Source organism: Paenibacillus sp. NPDC056579, assembly GCF_042793215.1.
Lineage (GTDB): Bacteria > Bacillota > Bacilli > Paenibacillales > NBRC-103111 > Paenibacillus_S.
The window spans coordinates 496,580-513,683 of sequence record NZ_JBHTVD010000004.1 but is presented as its reverse complement, the minus strand read 5'-3'; the positions used below and the strand labels follow the sequence as shown (position 1 = coordinate 513,683).

Genomic DNA, 17,104 nt, shown 5'->3' with positions numbered 1-17,104 from the left:
ATGTCTAATATACGCCTTCTTCCCCTAATTTACGGGCAATGTAGTTCGCAGCGACGACCAAGATCAGGCCGACGACCGATTTAAACAAGCCTACCGTAGTCGAATAGCTGAATTGCCCCTGCGTGATCCCGTTGATGTAGACGTACGTGTCGAACACCTCGCCCACTTCGCGGTTCAAGGCATTGATCATAAGCAGCATTTGCTCAAAACCGGTGTCCAGGAAGTTCCCAAGACGAAGGATGAGCAAAATGACGATAGTGCTTTTAATCGCAGGCATCGTAATATACCAGAGCTGATGCCACCGGTTAGCTCCGTCGATTTTGGAGGCTTCGTACAAGGACGGGTCGACTCCCGCAAGCGCCGCCAAAAAGATGATCGTACCGTATCCCGTTTCCTTCCATATGACCTGAAGCGTAACCATCGGCCGAAACCAGCCCGGCTCCGTTAGAAAATTGATCTTTTCCGCACCGAGACTGCTGACCGCTTCATTGATAATCCCGCCCTCCGTCGTGAACATAACATAAGTAATCCCCACGACAACCACGATGGAGAAGAAGTGCGGGATATAGATGAGCGTTTGCACCGTTCGCTTAAACCATTGAATCCGCAGTTCATTCAACAGCAGGGCAACAATGATCGGAAGCGGAAAAAACAGCACGATGTTATAAACCGCCAATATAGCGGTATTGCGGAACAGCTGCCAGAAGATCGGATCCGAGAAAAATCGCTCGAAATGCTCGAAACCGACCCATCGGCTGCCCCAGAACCCCAATGCAGGCTGATAGTCCTTGAACGCGATCAGCATATCCCACATGGGCAAATATTTGAAGAGCAAGTAGAACAACAATCCGGGCAGCATCATCAAATACAGCCAAATGTCTTTGCCGATCGTTCGTTGAATAGATAGACGAGTGCTACTAGCTTGCAGTACCTTTACATTGCTTTCGATAAGTTTCACCTCCCCTTCCCGGTTACGTGCTCATCATAGGCCGCAGCTTGTTGTTCAGTCTATAATCTTTAACCGACTAGATCGGTATTCCCGGTTTATCAGGCCTTGCGAAGGTCGATAATCATTAGATGAGCTCATGCTCTTTAGCTGATATTTCGCTCTATGAGCGCTTCGCGCGGCTGCTTGAGCAGCTTTTTTAGGAAGGAAGCATGCTGCTGGCAACCGAGAGACTCGCGTAATCTCCGATTTGTTCACTCAGCTGCGCAGGGACAATCCGGCATACGGACATCGAGTATGGCAAAGCTTCCCGCTGCAGCTCTTGCATGACCAATGGCTCTAGCAATGGCTGCTGTCGGCCGTATATGCTGCCAATCACAATCAATTCTGGATTCAGCAGATCCACTAGGACGGCAAGCCCTCTGCCGAGCTGCTTCCCGACAATACCCCAAACCTTGAGAGCCAATGGATCTCCCTGCGCCGCAGCTTCGCCCACTTTCTTAGCGGTTATAGCGTCTAGCATACCTGCCTTAGGACAAAACAGCGGCCTCTCCCCTTTGCGCAGCTCCTCGAGGGCCATCGACCGTGCCAGCTTGGCGATGCCGCCCCCGCTGCAGTATCCCTCGAACGAGCCGGCTTTGCCATAGCCATCCGGCCCGCTTGCTTCCAGCCTCATATGGCCGATCTCTCCGGCCATATCATTGGTTCCGCTATACAGGGCTCCATTCAGAATGAGACCTGCGCCCATGCCGGTCCCAAAGGTAAGGAAGACCATATTATGCGAGCCTCTCCCGGCTCCCCACTTCCACTCTGCCAGTGCGCATGCATTGGCGTCGTTCTGCAATCCAACGGCAATGCCGTAATGCTCCCGCAGCGGTCGGACCATATCGACGCCATTCCACCCGGGCAAATTAGGCGGCGATAGGATGAGACCCTGCCTGCTGTCGAGCGGTCCTCCACAGCTGATGCCAATAGCGAGCAAACGCGGGGAGCCTTGCTCCAGCAGCAGTTCATCCAGTGTTGCTATCAGTCTGCGGATGACTGAGTAAGGCGTTGTGTTGCCGTTATCGGTCGGGAAGCTGCGTCTTGCGGAAATGCGTATTCCCGAGCCTTCTATTTCTCCCAGACAAACCGCACATTTAGTTCCGCCAATATCAATTCCGGCAAGCCAGCTCACGGGTGACATACCTCCTTGTGCATTATCTTAATCATTAAGAATAATAATCATGTAATGGGGGTTAACCATAACTCCGCTACATTTAAGCGCTTGGTCCCTTTCGTGCGCAGGAAGGCTAGTTTTAGAACTCCATCACGAACTATTTCTCCCTGGATGAACGCTTCGTACAAAGTCACAGTTCCCCCAGGAACCTTTACACTTTCCGCGACCAAGTGATCGTCGTTAGCCGTAATCGTCACGTGAGATGTCTTATGAGCTCCGGTTCCTACCTCCCCGAGAAAGGCGACCTTCATCTTGTAATCGGTTGAAGGATTGAGATTCTCATAGAACAGGCGGAGCGGGGTGTCCAGCATCACATTCACGTGTTGAATCCAAGCGAGCGGGATGCCGCCGAGCTCCTTCTCCTTCGCTTCGGGAAGGCTGCCTGAAGCCAAATAGACGGCGTGCGCGATTCTTGGCGACGACAAGGAGCCTGGGTCTCTCTCCCAACCGGGTCCCCAATCGACTCGACGGCTGCTGCGGCTCGACCCGAAATTGTCGTAAAGGCCTCCCGGCCCCGGATTTGCCCGGTTCAGCAATTCGTCGATCATCTCGAGCCGCCTCGTCTCGTCGGCCTCTTCACGAATCATGGCGAATCGAACCCGCAGCAAGCAGGCATCGTTCAACGGGGCTTGAATCGTATCCATAAACGCGCCACGATCCCGGGCAATGGCAAAATGCCGGGATACCGTCAATTGGTATCCTATCGATGCAAATAAGGCATCGGCCAGCTCGTCACAGCGTCTGCGGTAATCTTGTGCCACAGGCTCGGTTACGGCGCGGTCAAGAATCTGCTCGGCGAGACGGATGGCCGCCAGTGCACCCATGCTCTTCGCATCTCGAAGCACTTCCTTGGCCCGATACTCTAGCTCGGTTTCATAAAACAGCCGACGCTTCGTGTAAGCATCGAAATAAGCGCGCAGCAAGCCCATCTGGAACCGATAATGGTTCCGCACTTGCAAGGACGCTTCCTTCTCCATCTGCTGCCACTGGAGCAGAGTCGTCTCCACACCATCGTTGGCTGCCAAAGGGCCGCTCCAATTATTCTCCAGTGCCAGCAATCCGTGGGCGACTCCTTCCTCCTGATCACAACCGATGAACCATCTCGCATATTCTCTTAATGTTTCGATGACCGGCGTTTCCGGGTTCCAGTCCTGAACGGTCCATACGAATTTGTTCACGTCGTCGTTGATGCCTTCCGAGTAAGAAATATTGCCTGCCGCGTAAGGTGCCAGCAAATTATGGATGTGCTTTTGTGCGGACGGCCGCGGATTGGCGCATTCCCTGCCTAAGGTCAGGGCGAACGAAACATCCCAGTCGGCGACCGGATATTGGCAGTGAAAGCTATGAGTGATGTCTTCATATCGGCGTATCGGATAGCGGGATGGAACGATACTGCGCAGTATAGGAAGCGTTTCGTCAACATGAGGGCCGAACACGATGCCTCCGAGCCAATCCGGTTCTGTTTTCAGCTGTTCATAAAAGGCGTTCTTCCATCTTACCGGGTCGTCATTCATGCTTTGGGGAGATAGCCACAGCTTGACGTCAGGGTGATAACGCTGGAGAAGCTCCGCTACTTTCTCACACCATGTAAAGAGAAGCTCCGGCTCCATCGTTCCGGGATCACTACCAGGAATGAACACATGCTGAAGATGCGGAAGCATTCTGAAAACAGCTTCGCGCTCCGCCAATTCCGCTTCGACCGTCATCGGATCGGTGTAGTCCCGGCCGATATTCGGATACCATATCCATGTATCGAGTCCATAGGAATGGATGATTTCTGACAGGCGGATCATCATCTCCATCGGCTCTGCCTTCATCACCGGACTGGTGGCCGCGTCATCCGTTCTTGGCGGCAATAGTTCGATACTATTCGCTCCGAATATGGCCAGATCCCGGATGTATTGATCGAACTGCTCCACGCTCCATGCGTCGTATGCGTTGTTCTTGGGTCTATAGCCGAGCTGGTGCCCGCGAAGGGGGAAGCGGGGAGACTCGGTCAAGGTAAGCTCGCTATCCAATCCAATCCTCTTCTCTCCCCATCTCAAGACACGAAGCAACTTTCCTACTCCGTAAAGAACCCCGCGAGGATCAGCTCCAATGATAAAGACCGTTCCGCTTCGCTTGCTCATCACGCTTCGGAGAGCATATCCCTCGGGTTCCATAGCCGGAATCGGCCCTGGAAACGAAATCCCTCCTATCTGCTTAACGGATTCAGCGGTCCCTATAACAATCACAGCTTCTTCCTTTACTTGATAGGCGAACGAACGCTGCAAAACAATTCCTGTCCGCTTGGCCAGCTCCTCAATCAAGACATCGACTGCTTTGGCTTCCGCACCTTTTGCTTCGCTCGAATAAACTACGGTTGAGTGAGTCAAATCCAGGTAGGACATGCTCATGCCGGACAACCTCCGTTTTCGTTGTTTGCTTTTAACTTAATGATTAAGTTTATTGACCGCGACCGAGTTCTGCCATTGGCAAAACTCTATGTTCACGGTACTCATACCTCTTGATTGCTGCCCTCCTGTCCTGTTGGACTCAGGTCGGAAAGCAGCTTAAGCGGTTCGCTCAGCAAAGCTCCGAACAGCAGAGCGGTTGCTCCATAGGCGCTTTGGGATGCACCGAAGGTAGACGTTCTCAGCATCAGCCTCTCTCTGGCAAACGCGTACAGACGGGTCTGCAAATTGGACTGTACTGCCGGCAAGTATTCCTTTAGATACGGTAGCAATTTGCCACCAAGCACAACCAATTGCGGATCATATAAGTTATATATATTGATCAACGCCGTCTCCAAGTACTGAAGCGTCTCATCCATACAATGTACAGCTTCCTGATCTCCCTTGCGCACGGCGGTTACAAAATCATCCATCGTACCCACGCCCGCCCACCGGCTTAATATGCCCGGCATGGAGCCAACCGTTTCCCAGCAGCCCTTGTTGCCGCAATCGCAAGGTTTGCCATTGTGCACAATGGTCATATGTCCGACTTGACCGCAGAGCCCGTTCGTCCCGCGTATGATGTCGCCGCCGGACACAACGCCTCCGCCAATGCCAATTCCCATGGTTATAAAAACAAGCTCTTCTATGTTACGGCCGATGCCGTACCAGCTTTCAGCCAGAGCCGATGTACGCGCATCATCTTCAATAACGACTAACCATTGCAGCTCTTCCTCCAATAGTTGACGCAGCTCAAAGCCGTTCCAGCCGGGAAAATTCGGCGGGTTCAACAATCTTCCCCTGCCGTAGTCGATCGGTCCTGGCACCCCGACACCCAAGCCGAGAATTCGGCAGCCCGATTGCTCCGCTTCGTTCTTGATGGTCTGAAGGATCGGTATTATTTCGCGCTCAACGATATCAGGTCCGCTCGATTGCAGGATTTCACGCTCCACTGTCTTAAGAATGGTTCCGCACAAATCACTGACCACGATTTCGAAGGAGGTTCGACCGATGTCAAGACCGACGATTCGGTAGTATCCGGGGTCGAAGCCTAACAGGATTCTTTTGCGCCCGACATGCCCGGAGACGGACTCCTTTTCGCGAATGACTTTAAGCTCTATTAATTCATGAGTCAGATTGGTGATCGTGCCCGACGTTAGCCCGGTTTGCTCAACAAGCTCGATCCTCGATACTTGCTCCATCCGCCATATTTGCTTCAGAATGGCCGCCATATTGTACTGTTTCACTTGCTGCAGGTATGCGATCTTGTTGTTAGCTTGAATAGGTGTAACCTCCATTAACTTAATGATTAAGATATAATTATCATACATCAAAAGCTTCTTTGCGCACAATAGGAAATCGGTAATTGTTCCCATTTCCCCTTACTTCTCTTGGAAGGCCCTCGGTACCAAGAAACAACGGGAAAATCTCCCAATTGAATCGATTGCGTATTGTTGTAAGCCTTTTTTCACACTATTATCCAGTCCATTAGAAACTAACACGGCTGCCTTCAAATATCGGCAGCCGCGATTTGTTATATATTAAGCTTTCATGCCTGTTTTAGATCTTCGTCCATCATCCTACACTTTTTTATGATAGTATAAACCTAACACGCCATTGCTATATGTTTTACTGCTTATTACTTGGAGTTTGTGCTGTTTATCGGAAGGTTCAAATAATCTTTCGCCTTGAGAAACGATTACAGGATGAACGAACACCCAAAGGTCGTCATAAAGCTCATGCTCGATAAAAAGCTGCCAGGTCTTCAAGCCGCTCTCGACGGAGATTGATGTTGTCTTATTTTTCAGTGCCTGTATTTCCTGCACGAAGGACTTGCTATCCTGAATCAAGATTTGCTCTGAATTTCTCCAGACAAGCTCTTTAGGCGACCGGGAGATGACGGATTTCGGAATGTCGTTTATTTTCTTTGCGATCGTGCGCTCAAGAACGGACTCGGAGGATTGCTCGGCATTTTGCCAATACTCCGCTAACTCCGCATACGTATTTCCTCCAACGACGATCCGATCTATCTTATTGTAATAGACAAGATACTCTTCCAAAATTTCATCGCTGAATTCCATCCATTGATCTGTATTGGTGACAATGCTATCCAACGACATTTGCATCGTTAATACTGCTTTTCCCAACCTATAGTCCTCCTTATACTGCACTCCAATCCTGGGCCGCCGAATTGTGTCAAAGCGTTTGAGATGCTTGAGCCAGCAGTTCAGAGAGCTGGTTATAGTCGGGAGTAACCCCTTCTTTGATTTTGAGCCACCTGCGTTCCGGCGGACCTTCGAAGCCCTTCGGGACTTCCACATCCGTCGTGTTCATAATCATGAAAGCGATCGCATTCTTTGACGGGGAAATAACCGCTGCATAATGGCCGTTTTTCAGGAAATGGGGCTTCTTGTATTGAATCCGTTCCTCTACCCCTGGAATCGTTTGATGAACCATCTCTCGAAGTCGGTTAGAGAGCTCCACCTGCCACGGTGCTCCCAATTTTTCGATAAAAGCTGTAACTTCCTCGTTCCTCATTATCCTCTTCCACCCTTCCTATTTTAGTTCATTTTACTAATGTCGAATTATTACTAAAATAGTAGCACAAACAGAGGGCTGCGGTTTCTTTTTATTTGCTATTTTCAGAGAGAATCCCTGTTCTGACAGGTGCTAAAGTAAATTCCTGAAATTCACATTGTATATGAATTGTGCTCTGCTGTATGGTGGAACCAAGGGGGAGTTGCAATGCTTACTGAACGTTTTTTAGTCATACGCAAATGGAAAAAGCTCCGGCTTCGGGTTTGGGAGAAAAGACTGCTCTATCAATTATCATTGATCTCCAGTGAGTTCCCATCTTCTTTCCAATGTACGCTCTGTATTTCCTGGGGGCCTTTTTATGGCGGATCGGTTGTATTAAACCGGAGAGGCACCAAAGCCAAAATCTATATTCAAATTCCATATGACCGATATATTACTGCAGACGAACAACAAGTATTATCCCATTATGCAATAAGCAAAAATGCGCTTCCTTATTTTATTTTCTTCCATGAATGCTATCATCTTATTGATGTATTATCCCAATTGCAGCTGAATAAAATAAAAAGCCTTGATGCATACCAGACCGAATTGAAGAAAGCGGTAAAAGCATCGACATCGTACCGGCTCCTGCAGATTGAACGGAGTGCGGATGAATTTGCCTATACACAATACAAGCAATTATGCAAAAAGGCCGGTTAGACCGACCTTGCCAATTCCAGCTTTTTCATCTTTTCCTTAATAAAATCCGCTGTTCGCAATGCTAGCGACATGACCGCGTTTGTAGGGTTCCCGGCACCTGAGGTAACAAAGATGCTCGCGTCGCAAAGGAATAGGTTTGGAATATCGTGCGTTTGTTCATAGGAATTGACAACCGAGGATTCCGGATCGTCACCCATCCGGCAGCCCCCCATCATATGAGCGGTATCGGGAATTTCAAATTCGACTTTACCGCCTGCCGCTTTAAGGATTGCGCTCATTTTGCCTACCGCATGATCGATGAGCCTCCGATCGTTGTCACCATAACTAAACAGCGTCCCTTAATCGATCTCCCCATATCGGTCCGCCCTGTGCTTTCGATATTCCGTTAGCAAACTCGACCGGTCTGGACCCATGCGAATGAAGGGTATAGCCTCGGACGAAATTGTTATTCGGATCGGTACGGTAAAAATCCTGGGTGGTTGCTAAAACAGGAGTTCCTTTATACAGTCTGATTTCCTCGTCAAATTTGGCATAAACATCCTGGCTGCTGTGAACCATAATGGATTTCGCTTTCGGAATATGAACGATAAGTGTGCTGAATTTGGCGTCCGGCATACATTCTTGATTGCAAAAGCCCCGATTGATACATGGAGGGCGCCCTTCGAAAGGTGCCGAGAGAATGGCAAGAGGCGCTACGGACGAGCGAATGCCGAGCTTTTCGCATCCGTTCATAAACATGTACGCGTTCGGGCTGAGCGGCTCCCTTTCCGAATACGGGTAAGGACCGTTGTAATTTCCCCAAGGAAAATGCTTGGGACCGGACACAGCTATGTCCTTCTCAATTTTCGCATAATAGGGCTCCAAATCTTGATAGCTGATAGGCCAATCATCGGCTACGCCGTCAATCGTTCTCGCTTTGAAATCCGTATCGTGAAAACGCAAAAATACGCCAGTAAAATGAACCGTTCCTCCCCCGATACCCCGGCCGGAATTGTTATGCCCCATGGTTAGCGGATCGCTGCCATCTACAATTCGGGTGTCCTGCCACCCCAGGTTTTTCATCGACAACTCGTCACTGGCAAAATCTTGTTGCGGATCGCGAAACGGTCCCGCATCCAGAATAACAACGCTCAAGCCTGCTTCGCTTAATTCTTTAGCGAGCACGCCTCCTGCGGCACCCGCTCCAACGATGACGACATCGACTTCTTCGTGCTCATATTTTCGTTTGATCATCGTTTTGGCTGCGCCTCCCATGGGTCCAATTGTCCTAACTGCGTGCGTATATATCCTCGCGGATAGGCCGGACCTGCATAACCGATCTCGGACCACACTCTTGGATGGGAGCAGTAAGATTCGACCGTTAGATTCAAAAGCTTTTTAAATAGGGCCTCTTGCGGGATTTCGTTCCAAATCTCATTAGGTTTGGCGGCGGATTCGCTAATATGCTGCAAGTATTGTTTTTGCTGATCTATATCCAGATTCAAAAATGAAGTGTCATACTGTGACTGAGCCCCTTGTTCAATCGCTTGAAGCCCAGCTTTAAGAAGCACCGGACCCTTGGGAACGCCTGCCGACTCGTACGCCTACCCCCCGGAAATGGAAGTAAAAGCCGATACATCCCGATACGACACCAAGCCACATTAGCGCCATAAACAAAGTGTGCAGCCAGCTTACGTTATATAAGGTCAGGATCACTCCCGTCAGGAAGAAAATCGGCGAGGAAATGACGGGCACTCACATTGCTTTATGGTGAAAATTTTGCCGGTAATGAAACATAGTTACCTGGATGCTCATCATTAGAAATGCCAGGCTAACGAATAAAATGAGCACTCGTTCAATCGACCACATAGACCAATTCATCCTGCATCCTCTTTTCCACATGCATGTTAGATGATTCCATTATTCCTCCGGATTGAGGAACTATTCCCATAACAAGATGAGCATACTATGGGTAGATATCAGATCCATGTGAGGGGTACCAGGATGTCCAAAACCATGTCAGATAAGAGTTCGATTGCGGCTGCACCGCCGCTTCGCTACATCACCGTAGCCGATGCTATCCTTGAACAGCTGCGCCTCTGGGGCGTACAACGGATTTATGGAGTCGTAGGGGATGCCATTTTTGGACTCATGGACGCTATTGCAAAGCAAGAGGCAATTTCGTTCATTGCCGTTAAACATGAATCCGTTGCTGCCTTAATGGCTTCGGCCGAAGCCAAACTGACGGGCCGCCTCGGCGTTTGCGCCGCACATATGGGACCGGGGTTAGCTAATCTGATGAACGGATTGGGTGATGCTTTTCTTGATAAAGCGCCTGTACTCGCAATTACAGGACAAGCCCCGTTGAACAAGATCGGCACAAGCTGCAAGCAGTTCATCAACCAACAACAAATGGTGCAAGCCGTTTCGTCTTATAGCGAGCTTATTGTCCATCCGGACACGATATATGAATCGCTTGTGCAGGCTTTGCAAACATCGGTTTCCTCCAAAACCGTATCGCACTTATCCATCCCGATGGATGTGTTTGCTCTAACTACAACGCTGAAGCCGATTATGATGCAGCCGGCAGCCGTTTCAACTGTTGGTCCATCTATGATTCGGAACTCCTTGCAGCTCATGAAATCTGCCCGGCGGCCTATTCTGTTGGTTGGCGGCAAAGCCCGAGCTCACTCGGCAGCCATTCAAACCGTTGCCGAACAATGGGGATGCGGCATCGTATTAAGCTATGGTGCATCCGGAACAGTCCCTGATTCGCACCCCTACATGCTGCATGGTCTCGGAGAAGGCGGAAACCCGAATGTAGCCGGTTTGTTCATGCAGGCAGACGTTGTTTTGGCGCTAGAAACTACATGGTGGCCAGAAGGACTCGTCCCCCATCAAGCACAGGTTGTTCATATCGCAAGTGACCCGGTGAGTCTCGGAGTTTCCATGCGTATGGCAGCCGGACTGACCGGAGATATCACGGAAATTCTTTTCAACCTGATGGAAGAACTAGAGCCTTTTGTTCCTGATCCGGATTGGATACGTCAAATTAAGGAATGCAAACAAACATGGTATGTACAAAATGACACCGAGAGAAATCAAGCGACCTCCCCGCTTCATCCCGCAAGTATTATTAAAGCCGTGGAGCAGCATATTGCCGAGGATGCAGTAATTGCCCTGGATGAAGGAGATTCAACGCTCTGGTTTCTGAGAAACTTCCGGGCCATAAGCCAGCGAGTGCTGCTGTCCGAACGCTGGCGGACGATGGGAGCGGGATTGCCCGCTGCAATCGCGGCAAAGCTAAGCTCTCCGGAGAAGCAAGTTATTTGCATCTCGGGTGATGGAGGCATAGGCATGGTCATGGCTGATCTGCTAACAGCGGTTAAGTACCGACTGCCGATTGTCGTTATTGTTTTCAACAACGGAACCTTACAAATGGAACGAGACAAAATGCTTATGAAAGGGCTGCAGCCCGAAGGGACTGAGCTGACCAATCCGGATTTCGCTAAAGTCGCAGAAGCTTGCGGCTGGAATGCCTGCCAGATTGAAACTGTTGCACAACTTGAAACAGCATTACAGCAATCTTTATCCGGGAGTAAACCGGTTTTGTTGGACGTACGAACAGCTAATATCCCGCATCCCGATTTCAAATCATAACCAAAGGAGATCGATCCGATGTCGCCAACAACAAGCCAACAACCTAATCAAACCGAACCGCAAATGCAGCCTGCTCCCCCCTACCCGCCTCAACACCAAAACCGGCAGCCAGGCATTGAATCAGACATGAATCCGAGACCCGTATTTGACAACCCCGATTACAAGGGCAGCGGCAAGCTTAAGGATAAAGTAGCGATTATTACCGGTGGAGACAGCGGCCAAGGGCGCGCCATTGCTCTAGCCTTCGCCAAAGAAGGTGCGGATGTGGTCGTTGTATATTTGAACGAGCATACGGATGCGGCCGAGACTCAACAGCTTGTAGAACAAAAAGGCCGCCGCTGCATAACCATCGCTGGAGATATAGGTAGCGAAACGTTTTGCCAGCAGGTGGTAAAGCAAACGATCGAGCATTTCGGCAAGCTTCATATTTTGGTCAACAACGCAGCGGAGCAGCATGTCCGGAACGGTCTCGAAACGATCACCTCCGAACAAATGGAAACAACATTCCGCACGAACTTCTTTTCCATCTTTTACTTAACGAAGGCTGCTTTACCACAATTGAAACAAGGCGCTTCTATCGTTAACGCCGCATCGCTAACGGCTTATGAAGGAAACGAACAGTTAATGGATTACTCGGCAACCAAGGGAGCGATCGTAGCTTTCACACGCTCCTTGTCCAAATCGCTCCACAGTAAAGGCATACGCGTTAACGGAGTTGTTCCGGGTACGATCTGGACCCCCCTCATTCCTGCTTCCTTTCCAGCGGAGCAAGTGGCCAATTGGGGTGCAACGACCCCGATGAAGCGTGCAGGGCAGCCGTATGAAGTCGCACCCGCATATGTATATTTGGCTTCGGACGATTCTTCTTACGTATCCGGGCAGTTTATTCATGTCACCGGCGGGGTCATTATGAACGGGTAGCTAAGCTATATCCAGAGTTGAAATATTTCTACGGAGACAATAAAAATGAGAAACCTAGTATACCTTCTCCTACGTCCCATCATTGCGGCTTTAGTCATTTTGACCATAGCTGACTATCCTGTTCATGCCGATCCGCCCTTGCCGATTGTCGCTGAACAAGGAATGTACATTATAGAAGTTTACCCGCAGCACCATCAAATGATCGTACGGGTTCAAGGGCAAATATACAAAACGTATCCCATAGCCGTCGGCAATCCGTCCACTCCTACCCCAGTGGGAGAATATCAAATTGTCTATAAAGGGAAAGATTGGGCTCCTTCCTTTGGCCCGCGCTGGCTTGGTTTAAACGTCCCGTGGGGAAATTATGGAATTCACGGAACCAATAGGCCTGACTCTATTGGACAGCATTTGAGTCATGGATGCATCCGAATGCGCAATAGGGATGTCAAAGAATTATATGAGTTGATACCTATTGGCACCATTGTCAAAATTAACGGGCATGTGTTGGGAGATTCGAATCATGAGCCGAGAGATTTAGCGGAGGACGACGTCGGAGGTGACGTGCAGCTCATTCAGTCCCGTCTAAAAAGTGCCGGTTATTTCAAGGGAATATGTAACGGCAAGTTCCGTTCGGACACAACTGCTGCAATAAAGCAATTCCAACGGGATCGCGGACTGGCTCCTAACGGTATCGTCACTGTAAAGGTGTACGAACAACTGGGATTGCTGGAATGAAGAAACCTTACATTGGTACTAACCTATCAGCTCTAATCATATTCTTATAGAAAAATGAGAAGGAGCGGACCGTTAATTGATAAATGTTAAGGTTAGTTTACGGCCTATTGTAAGTAGGTTAAACCTGCCCACTGTTTTGAAAACAGCTATACTCCCTGGGGACTCTATGGAAAGATTATTTATTGCAACCCAGGTTGGTGAAATCTTTTACATAGGGAACGGCGTTATAAGGACATTCTTAGATATTCGCCCACAAATAATCAAGCTGGGTGCCTCCAGCGGTGGATATGATGAACGGGGCTTGCTAGGGCTGGCATTTCATCCGAATTTTTATTTTAACGGTCTGTTTTATCTTCATTATTCAGTGGCGGGAACCCAAGGTCCAGGCGCTCTTCCCGGTGCATTTGAATCCTTTAAGCCTAACCCGTGTGATTCTAATACTCTAAATATGAAGTGGGTAAATAGAGAAAATCATTATGATCATATTGATACCGTTGAAGAATGGATTTTACAATCGAATGGTCAACCTTATAAAAAGCGGACATTGCTGAATATAAGAAGACCGTTTTTAAATCATAATGGTGTCAATAGCTTAAATTTTTCACCAGAAACAGGACATCTAGTTTTGACAACCGGCGATGGCGGATCGGGCTATGATCCATTTAATTTAAGTCAAGATGATATGGAAATTGCAGGTAAAATTATTGAAATGGATGTCGGAAAGAATACATTTATCGATAATCCTCCCGTTGTTACACGGTTTCATGAGCTGCCGCTTCCTATCCAGGAAACGCTTACGGTCATTGCAAAAGGAGTCCGCAATATTCCTGGCATTTCATTTCAAAGGTTCTATAACCAATACATTAAATATATAGGAAATGTCGGACAGGATCTCGTTGAGACGATTTTTTCATTCATTCATTATAAAGGTATGCCGGTTACTCGGCTTGTTCAAGCTTTTATCATGAATACCGGGCTGGACCAAGAAGGATTTATTAACTTTGGCTGGAGAGGATGGGAAGGCGCCTTTCCTACTTCGATTATAAAAGGCTGCTCTTCGAATTCGGAGTTGAATGAGAAAACAATTGCTTATTACGATGAAGCGATAAAAACTTCGGTTCAGCGTCTTCAGCCTTTACTTAGTTATTATCATAAAGAACCGCGACCCGGTAAGTTTGGAGCCACTTCGCTTACAGGAGTCCAGCCCTATATGGGAAAGGATATCCCCCAATTAGCAGGAAACGTTGTGTTTACCGATCTGGCACGGGCTTCTCAACTTCCGGTAAGAGGGGTTTTAGCTTATACCAAGGTAAGGACGGATTGTAATCTGAATGATTTTGGTTTTATCGAACCAGACTATGATTTTGGAGATCAATCAGCTTATTACGTTAGCTTAGGGACAAATCTGAATCAATCCAGTCTTTACCTAGGGGTTAATGGATCAATGAAAGTGGCTGATTCCAACCAAGGTACTGTTTTTGAAATTATTCCATAATCATATGTGAGAAAGCCTCCATCCGGTTATCCCGTATGGAGGTCTTTTGCTGTAAATTTCCCTATTGAATTCAATTCAATTGATAGCCTTGCTATCAAGACGGCCTCTGGCAGCAGCATAGAGATCAATCCATTGCGAAACTATGTCCGGTGTCAGATCATCAAAATCCAGGAAGCGATGCAGCTCCGGATAGGATTCGACAAACGAGGGCAGATCGTACAAAGAGTCCACATCATAGCTGTTCGCCTGCATGCGATGTATACAATACTTGTATACGTATATGATGCTTTGATCGTGTCCCCATTCCAGTCTCCCGTCCACCGCATATTTCAGAAAGGTCGACGATTGACTCCCCCAGCTCGACTCGGCTATTGGAAATATGGATGGCTGTGCATCCAATAATCGTTCCTTAAGAACGCTGTCGGGTAGATTCAGGCAAAACGCCAGGATGAATAGATCGTACAGAAGATCGTGCCCGATTATGGCGGAATTTTGTTTCAGGAAATGGATCGTTCGGTTTTGACTGCGCGGCAATATCCGATTACGCCAATAATAACCCAAAAGCAAGAAATTAAGGCCGATTCTCAGATGGGCTGCTGCCGTTTTTGCGCAGCCTGTTTCTACAAGCCGTCTGGCTTTATCAAGCCGCAGATCGGCTTGCTTCAGCATCTCCTCTTCCTTCATCGACACGATACTATCATCAAATAAAAAGGAATCGTACAGATGCATGAATGGCGCTAATACATGCTCCGGGTCGTGCAAGATTTTACATTGGTAAATCTGGATTGGAAATGCCAGCAACGAACGGTCAGGACCCTGCCACTCGTTAACGAACGCCTCCAGCTTGCCCCTTGTTAACTGAATGATCTCTACGCCCATCCCGTCTATGTAATTGAAGTGCTGAAGCTCTTCAATTCGCTGCTCAACGACAAGACACAGCTCCAAATCGGAATGCTCCCATATTTGTCCCCTGCCTATGCTGCCGCCCAGCGCAATCGCGACGACTCTCGGATGGCTTCGGAATGAATCGGCGATCCGATTCGCTTTCTCGTACAGCTCAGTTTCCCAGCTCATTTCATCTCTCCGCTTCTTACTGGTATCCAGGTTATAATGGAATTCATATAAAGGTTAGCAGATTACTTCTTCGCTTCATTGATTCGTTTCTCTGCCGCTTCCGTTGCTTCTCTGAGGGCAGTGTTCACGTCTTTATCGCCCTTCTCTACATTCGTAAACGCTTTGTTATATTCGCTCGACACAATGGAATCGTATTTATGCATCACGCCCTTTGGTGCCGGCTTGGAATTGAATACGGGACTCATGTTTTTCCCCTGGAAGACAGGCATGGCTTCTCCGAAATGCTTATTAATATCACTATTGTTGGAAGAGGTCAGAAAGCCGTTTTTAACTAATTCCAGCTGAGGCTGCTCTGACAAGAGATACAGAATGACCTGGAATGTGGCTTCTTTATTCTTACTGCTGCTGGTTACATGCAGATTGTGCGAATCGACGCCCATAGCGACTCCCGGAGCTTCCTTAAGGCTTGGGATCTGAACCATATCCCAGTTGAATTTCTCCCCCTTCGCCTCCAGCTCGGCAATCCACGAAGGAACATCCGCGTACATCGGCCACATGGCAAGATTTTTGTCCTTCAGGAACGCATCCTTAGCTGCTTTTCTTTCTTGATTGCCCGGTATTTTGTACAAGCTCAGCAGCAATTCGTAGGAGCGCTTAAAGCCCTCTGCCTGGAGCAGCGCCGGCTTCTCTGTCTTGGCATCCACAAAGCCAAGTGACAGCTGGCCGGTAAAGCTGCTTAACGAGTGGTCAAGTCCACGGTACTGGACACCGTTATCCATGCGGGTCAGCCGTTTCGACAGCTCGATCACTTCCTCCCAGGTCATGCCGTCCTTAGGATACGGTTCTCCGAACTTATCGAATATATCTTTATTGTAGTACAGCGCCGACCAGTTTACCCAGAACGGCAGTCCTACGATTTGCCCGTTGTCTCCGATTTGCTTGATCGTATCCATAGCGGGCTGATTCAGCTTGCTCAGATCGACGTTATACTTTTTAATCAGATCGCTCATATCGTAAAGCAGCCCCAGCTCCTTGTATTCATTTAATCTGGGCGGGCTGTTATACAGGATATCGGGGAAGGTCTCGGCAACGACCAGCTCGCTTGGATTCGTCCCTTTCCCTTTGCGGATAAGCTCAAGCTTAACATTAGGAAACTTTTGGGTTACCGGATCAATGATAAATTTCTTGTACCATTCATCGGGAAGGCTGATATCTACATACATCGAGAGATTCGCAGTGATATTGGTGTCATAGGCGGTAGTCTTCGTCGTCTCCTTCGGCTGGTCGACAGCCTGTCCGGGAGTTTCTTTCCCTCCTGAACAGCCTGCTGCAACCGTAAGGAGCAAGGCGGAGGTGACCGCCAGATGCATCCTCTTTTTCCAATCCTTCGTGATCTTCATACTCTA

14 protein-coding genes and 1 pseudogene are annotated in these 17,104 nt (G+C 48.7%); 5 read left to right on the top strand and 10 right to left on the bottom strand.

The features are described from left to right. Window positions 1-4: 4 nt before the first annotated feature. The 6 genes from ACFQ88_RS19145 to ACFQ88_RS19120 all read right to left on the bottom strand — a co-directional run bounded on the left by ACFQ88_RS19145 (window position 5) and on the right by ACFQ88_RS19120 (window position 7,135). Window positions 5-862, bottom strand: coding sequence for an ABC transporter permease (locus ACFQ88_RS19145; RefSeq protein WP_379455876.1), 858 nt, complete (start codon window positions 860-862; stop codon window positions 5-7). 283 nt (window positions 863-1,145) lie between these two features. After that, entirely contained in the window at window positions 1,146-2,123 is a 978-nt protein-coding gene (locus ACFQ88_RS19140) for an ROK family protein (RefSeq protein WP_483875132.1), read from the bottom strand. Between the two features lie 47 nt (window positions 2,124-2,170). Beyond that, window positions 2,171-4,561 carry an alpha-glucuronidase family glycosyl hydrolase gene (locus ACFQ88_RS19135; protein WP_379455455.1) on the bottom strand — a complete coding sequence of 797 codons (2,391 nt, stop codon included), beginning with the start codon at window positions 4,559-4,561 and terminating at the stop codon, window positions 2,171-2,173. A gap of 101 nt (window positions 4,562-4,662) precedes the next feature. Continuing rightward, window positions 4,663-5,973 (bottom strand): ROK family protein, encoded by a 1,311-nt coding sequence (locus ACFQ88_RS19130; RefSeq protein WP_379455452.1) that lies wholly within the window; start codon window positions 5,971-5,973, stop codon window positions 4,663-4,665. A 204-nt stretch (window positions 5,974-6,177) separates the two neighbouring features. After that, window positions 6,178-6,744: a dihydrofolate reductase family protein gene (locus ACFQ88_RS19125; RefSeq protein ID WP_379455450.1), complete on the bottom strand. Its 567-nt coding sequence runs from the start codon at window positions 6,742-6,744 to the stop codon at window positions 6,178-6,180. 49 nt (window positions 6,745-6,793) lie between these two features. Beyond that, complete coding sequence (locus tag ACFQ88_RS19120) at window positions 6,794-7,135, bottom strand: DUF1801 domain-containing protein (protein ID WP_379455448.1); 342 nt, start codon at window positions 7,133-7,135, stop codon at window positions 6,794-6,796. Between the two features lie 207 nt (window positions 7,136-7,342). Between ACFQ88_RS19120 and ACFQ88_RS19115 the strand changes: the two genes are divergently transcribed. Beyond that, window positions 7,343-7,834 carry a hypothetical protein gene (locus ACFQ88_RS19115; protein ID WP_379455446.1) on the top strand — a complete coding sequence of 164 codons (492 nt, stop codon included), beginning with the start codon at window positions 7,343-7,345 and terminating at the stop codon, window positions 7,832-7,834. Here ACFQ88_RS19115 and ACFQ88_RS19110 read toward each other — a convergent pair. Beyond that, window positions 7,831-9,067 (bottom strand): annotated as a pseudogene (locus ACFQ88_RS19110) (GMC oxidoreductase). The gene ACFQ88_RS19115 and the pseudogene ACFQ88_RS19110 sit on opposite strands and share 4 nt — an antisense overlap. Next, window positions 9,064-9,384, bottom strand: coding sequence for a gluconate 2-dehydrogenase subunit 3 family protein (locus ACFQ88_RS19105; protein WP_379455444.1), 321 nt, complete (start codon window positions 9,382-9,384; stop codon window positions 9,064-9,066). The pseudogene ACFQ88_RS19110 and the gene ACFQ88_RS19105 overlap by 4 nt, the downstream one beginning before the upstream one ends. 445 nt (window positions 9,385-9,829) lie before the next feature. On the opposite strand from ACFQ88_RS19105, the gene ACFQ88_RS19100 reads away from it, so the two are divergent. The 4 genes from ACFQ88_RS19100 (at window position 9,830) to ACFQ88_RS19085 (ending at window position 14,624) form a co-directional block, all read left to right on the top strand. After that, window positions 9,830-11,473: a thiamine pyrophosphate-binding protein gene (locus ACFQ88_RS19100; protein WP_379455441.1), complete on the top strand. Its 1,644-nt coding sequence runs from the start codon at window positions 9,830-9,832 to the stop codon at window positions 11,471-11,473. Window positions 11,474-11,491: 18 nt separating this feature from the next. Next, window positions 11,492-12,394, top strand: a complete 903-nt coding sequence (locus tag ACFQ88_RS19095; protein ID WP_379455439.1) for an SDR family oxidoreductase — start codon at window positions 11,492-11,494, stop codon at window positions 12,392-12,394. A gap of 45 nt (window positions 12,395-12,439) precedes the next feature. Continuing rightward, the gene (locus tag ACFQ88_RS19090) at window positions 12,440-13,129 is read left to right on the top strand and encodes a L,D-transpeptidase family protein (protein WP_379455437.1); all 690 of its coding nucleotides are present in this window, start codon (window positions 12,440-12,442) and stop codon (window positions 13,127-13,129) included. Window positions 13,130-13,205: 76 nt separating this feature from the next. Continuing rightward, entirely contained in the window at window positions 13,206-14,624 is a 1,419-nt protein-coding gene (locus ACFQ88_RS19085; protein WP_379455435.1) for a PQQ-dependent sugar dehydrogenase, read from the top strand. Window positions 14,625-14,699: 75 nt separating this feature from the next. On the opposite strand, the gene ACFQ88_RS19080 is transcribed toward ACFQ88_RS19085, so the two are convergent. Further along, complete coding sequence (locus ACFQ88_RS19080; RefSeq protein ID WP_379455432.1) at window positions 14,700-15,698, bottom strand: nucleotidyltransferase domain-containing protein; 999 nt, start codon at window positions 15,696-15,698, stop codon at window positions 14,700-14,702. Window positions 15,699-15,760: 62 nt separating this feature from the next. Beyond that, window positions 15,761-17,098 (bottom strand): ABC transporter substrate-binding protein, encoded by a 1,338-nt coding sequence (locus ACFQ88_RS19075; protein WP_379455430.1) that lies wholly within the window; start codon window positions 17,096-17,098, stop codon window positions 15,761-15,763. Window positions 17,099-17,104 lie beyond the last annotated feature (6 nt).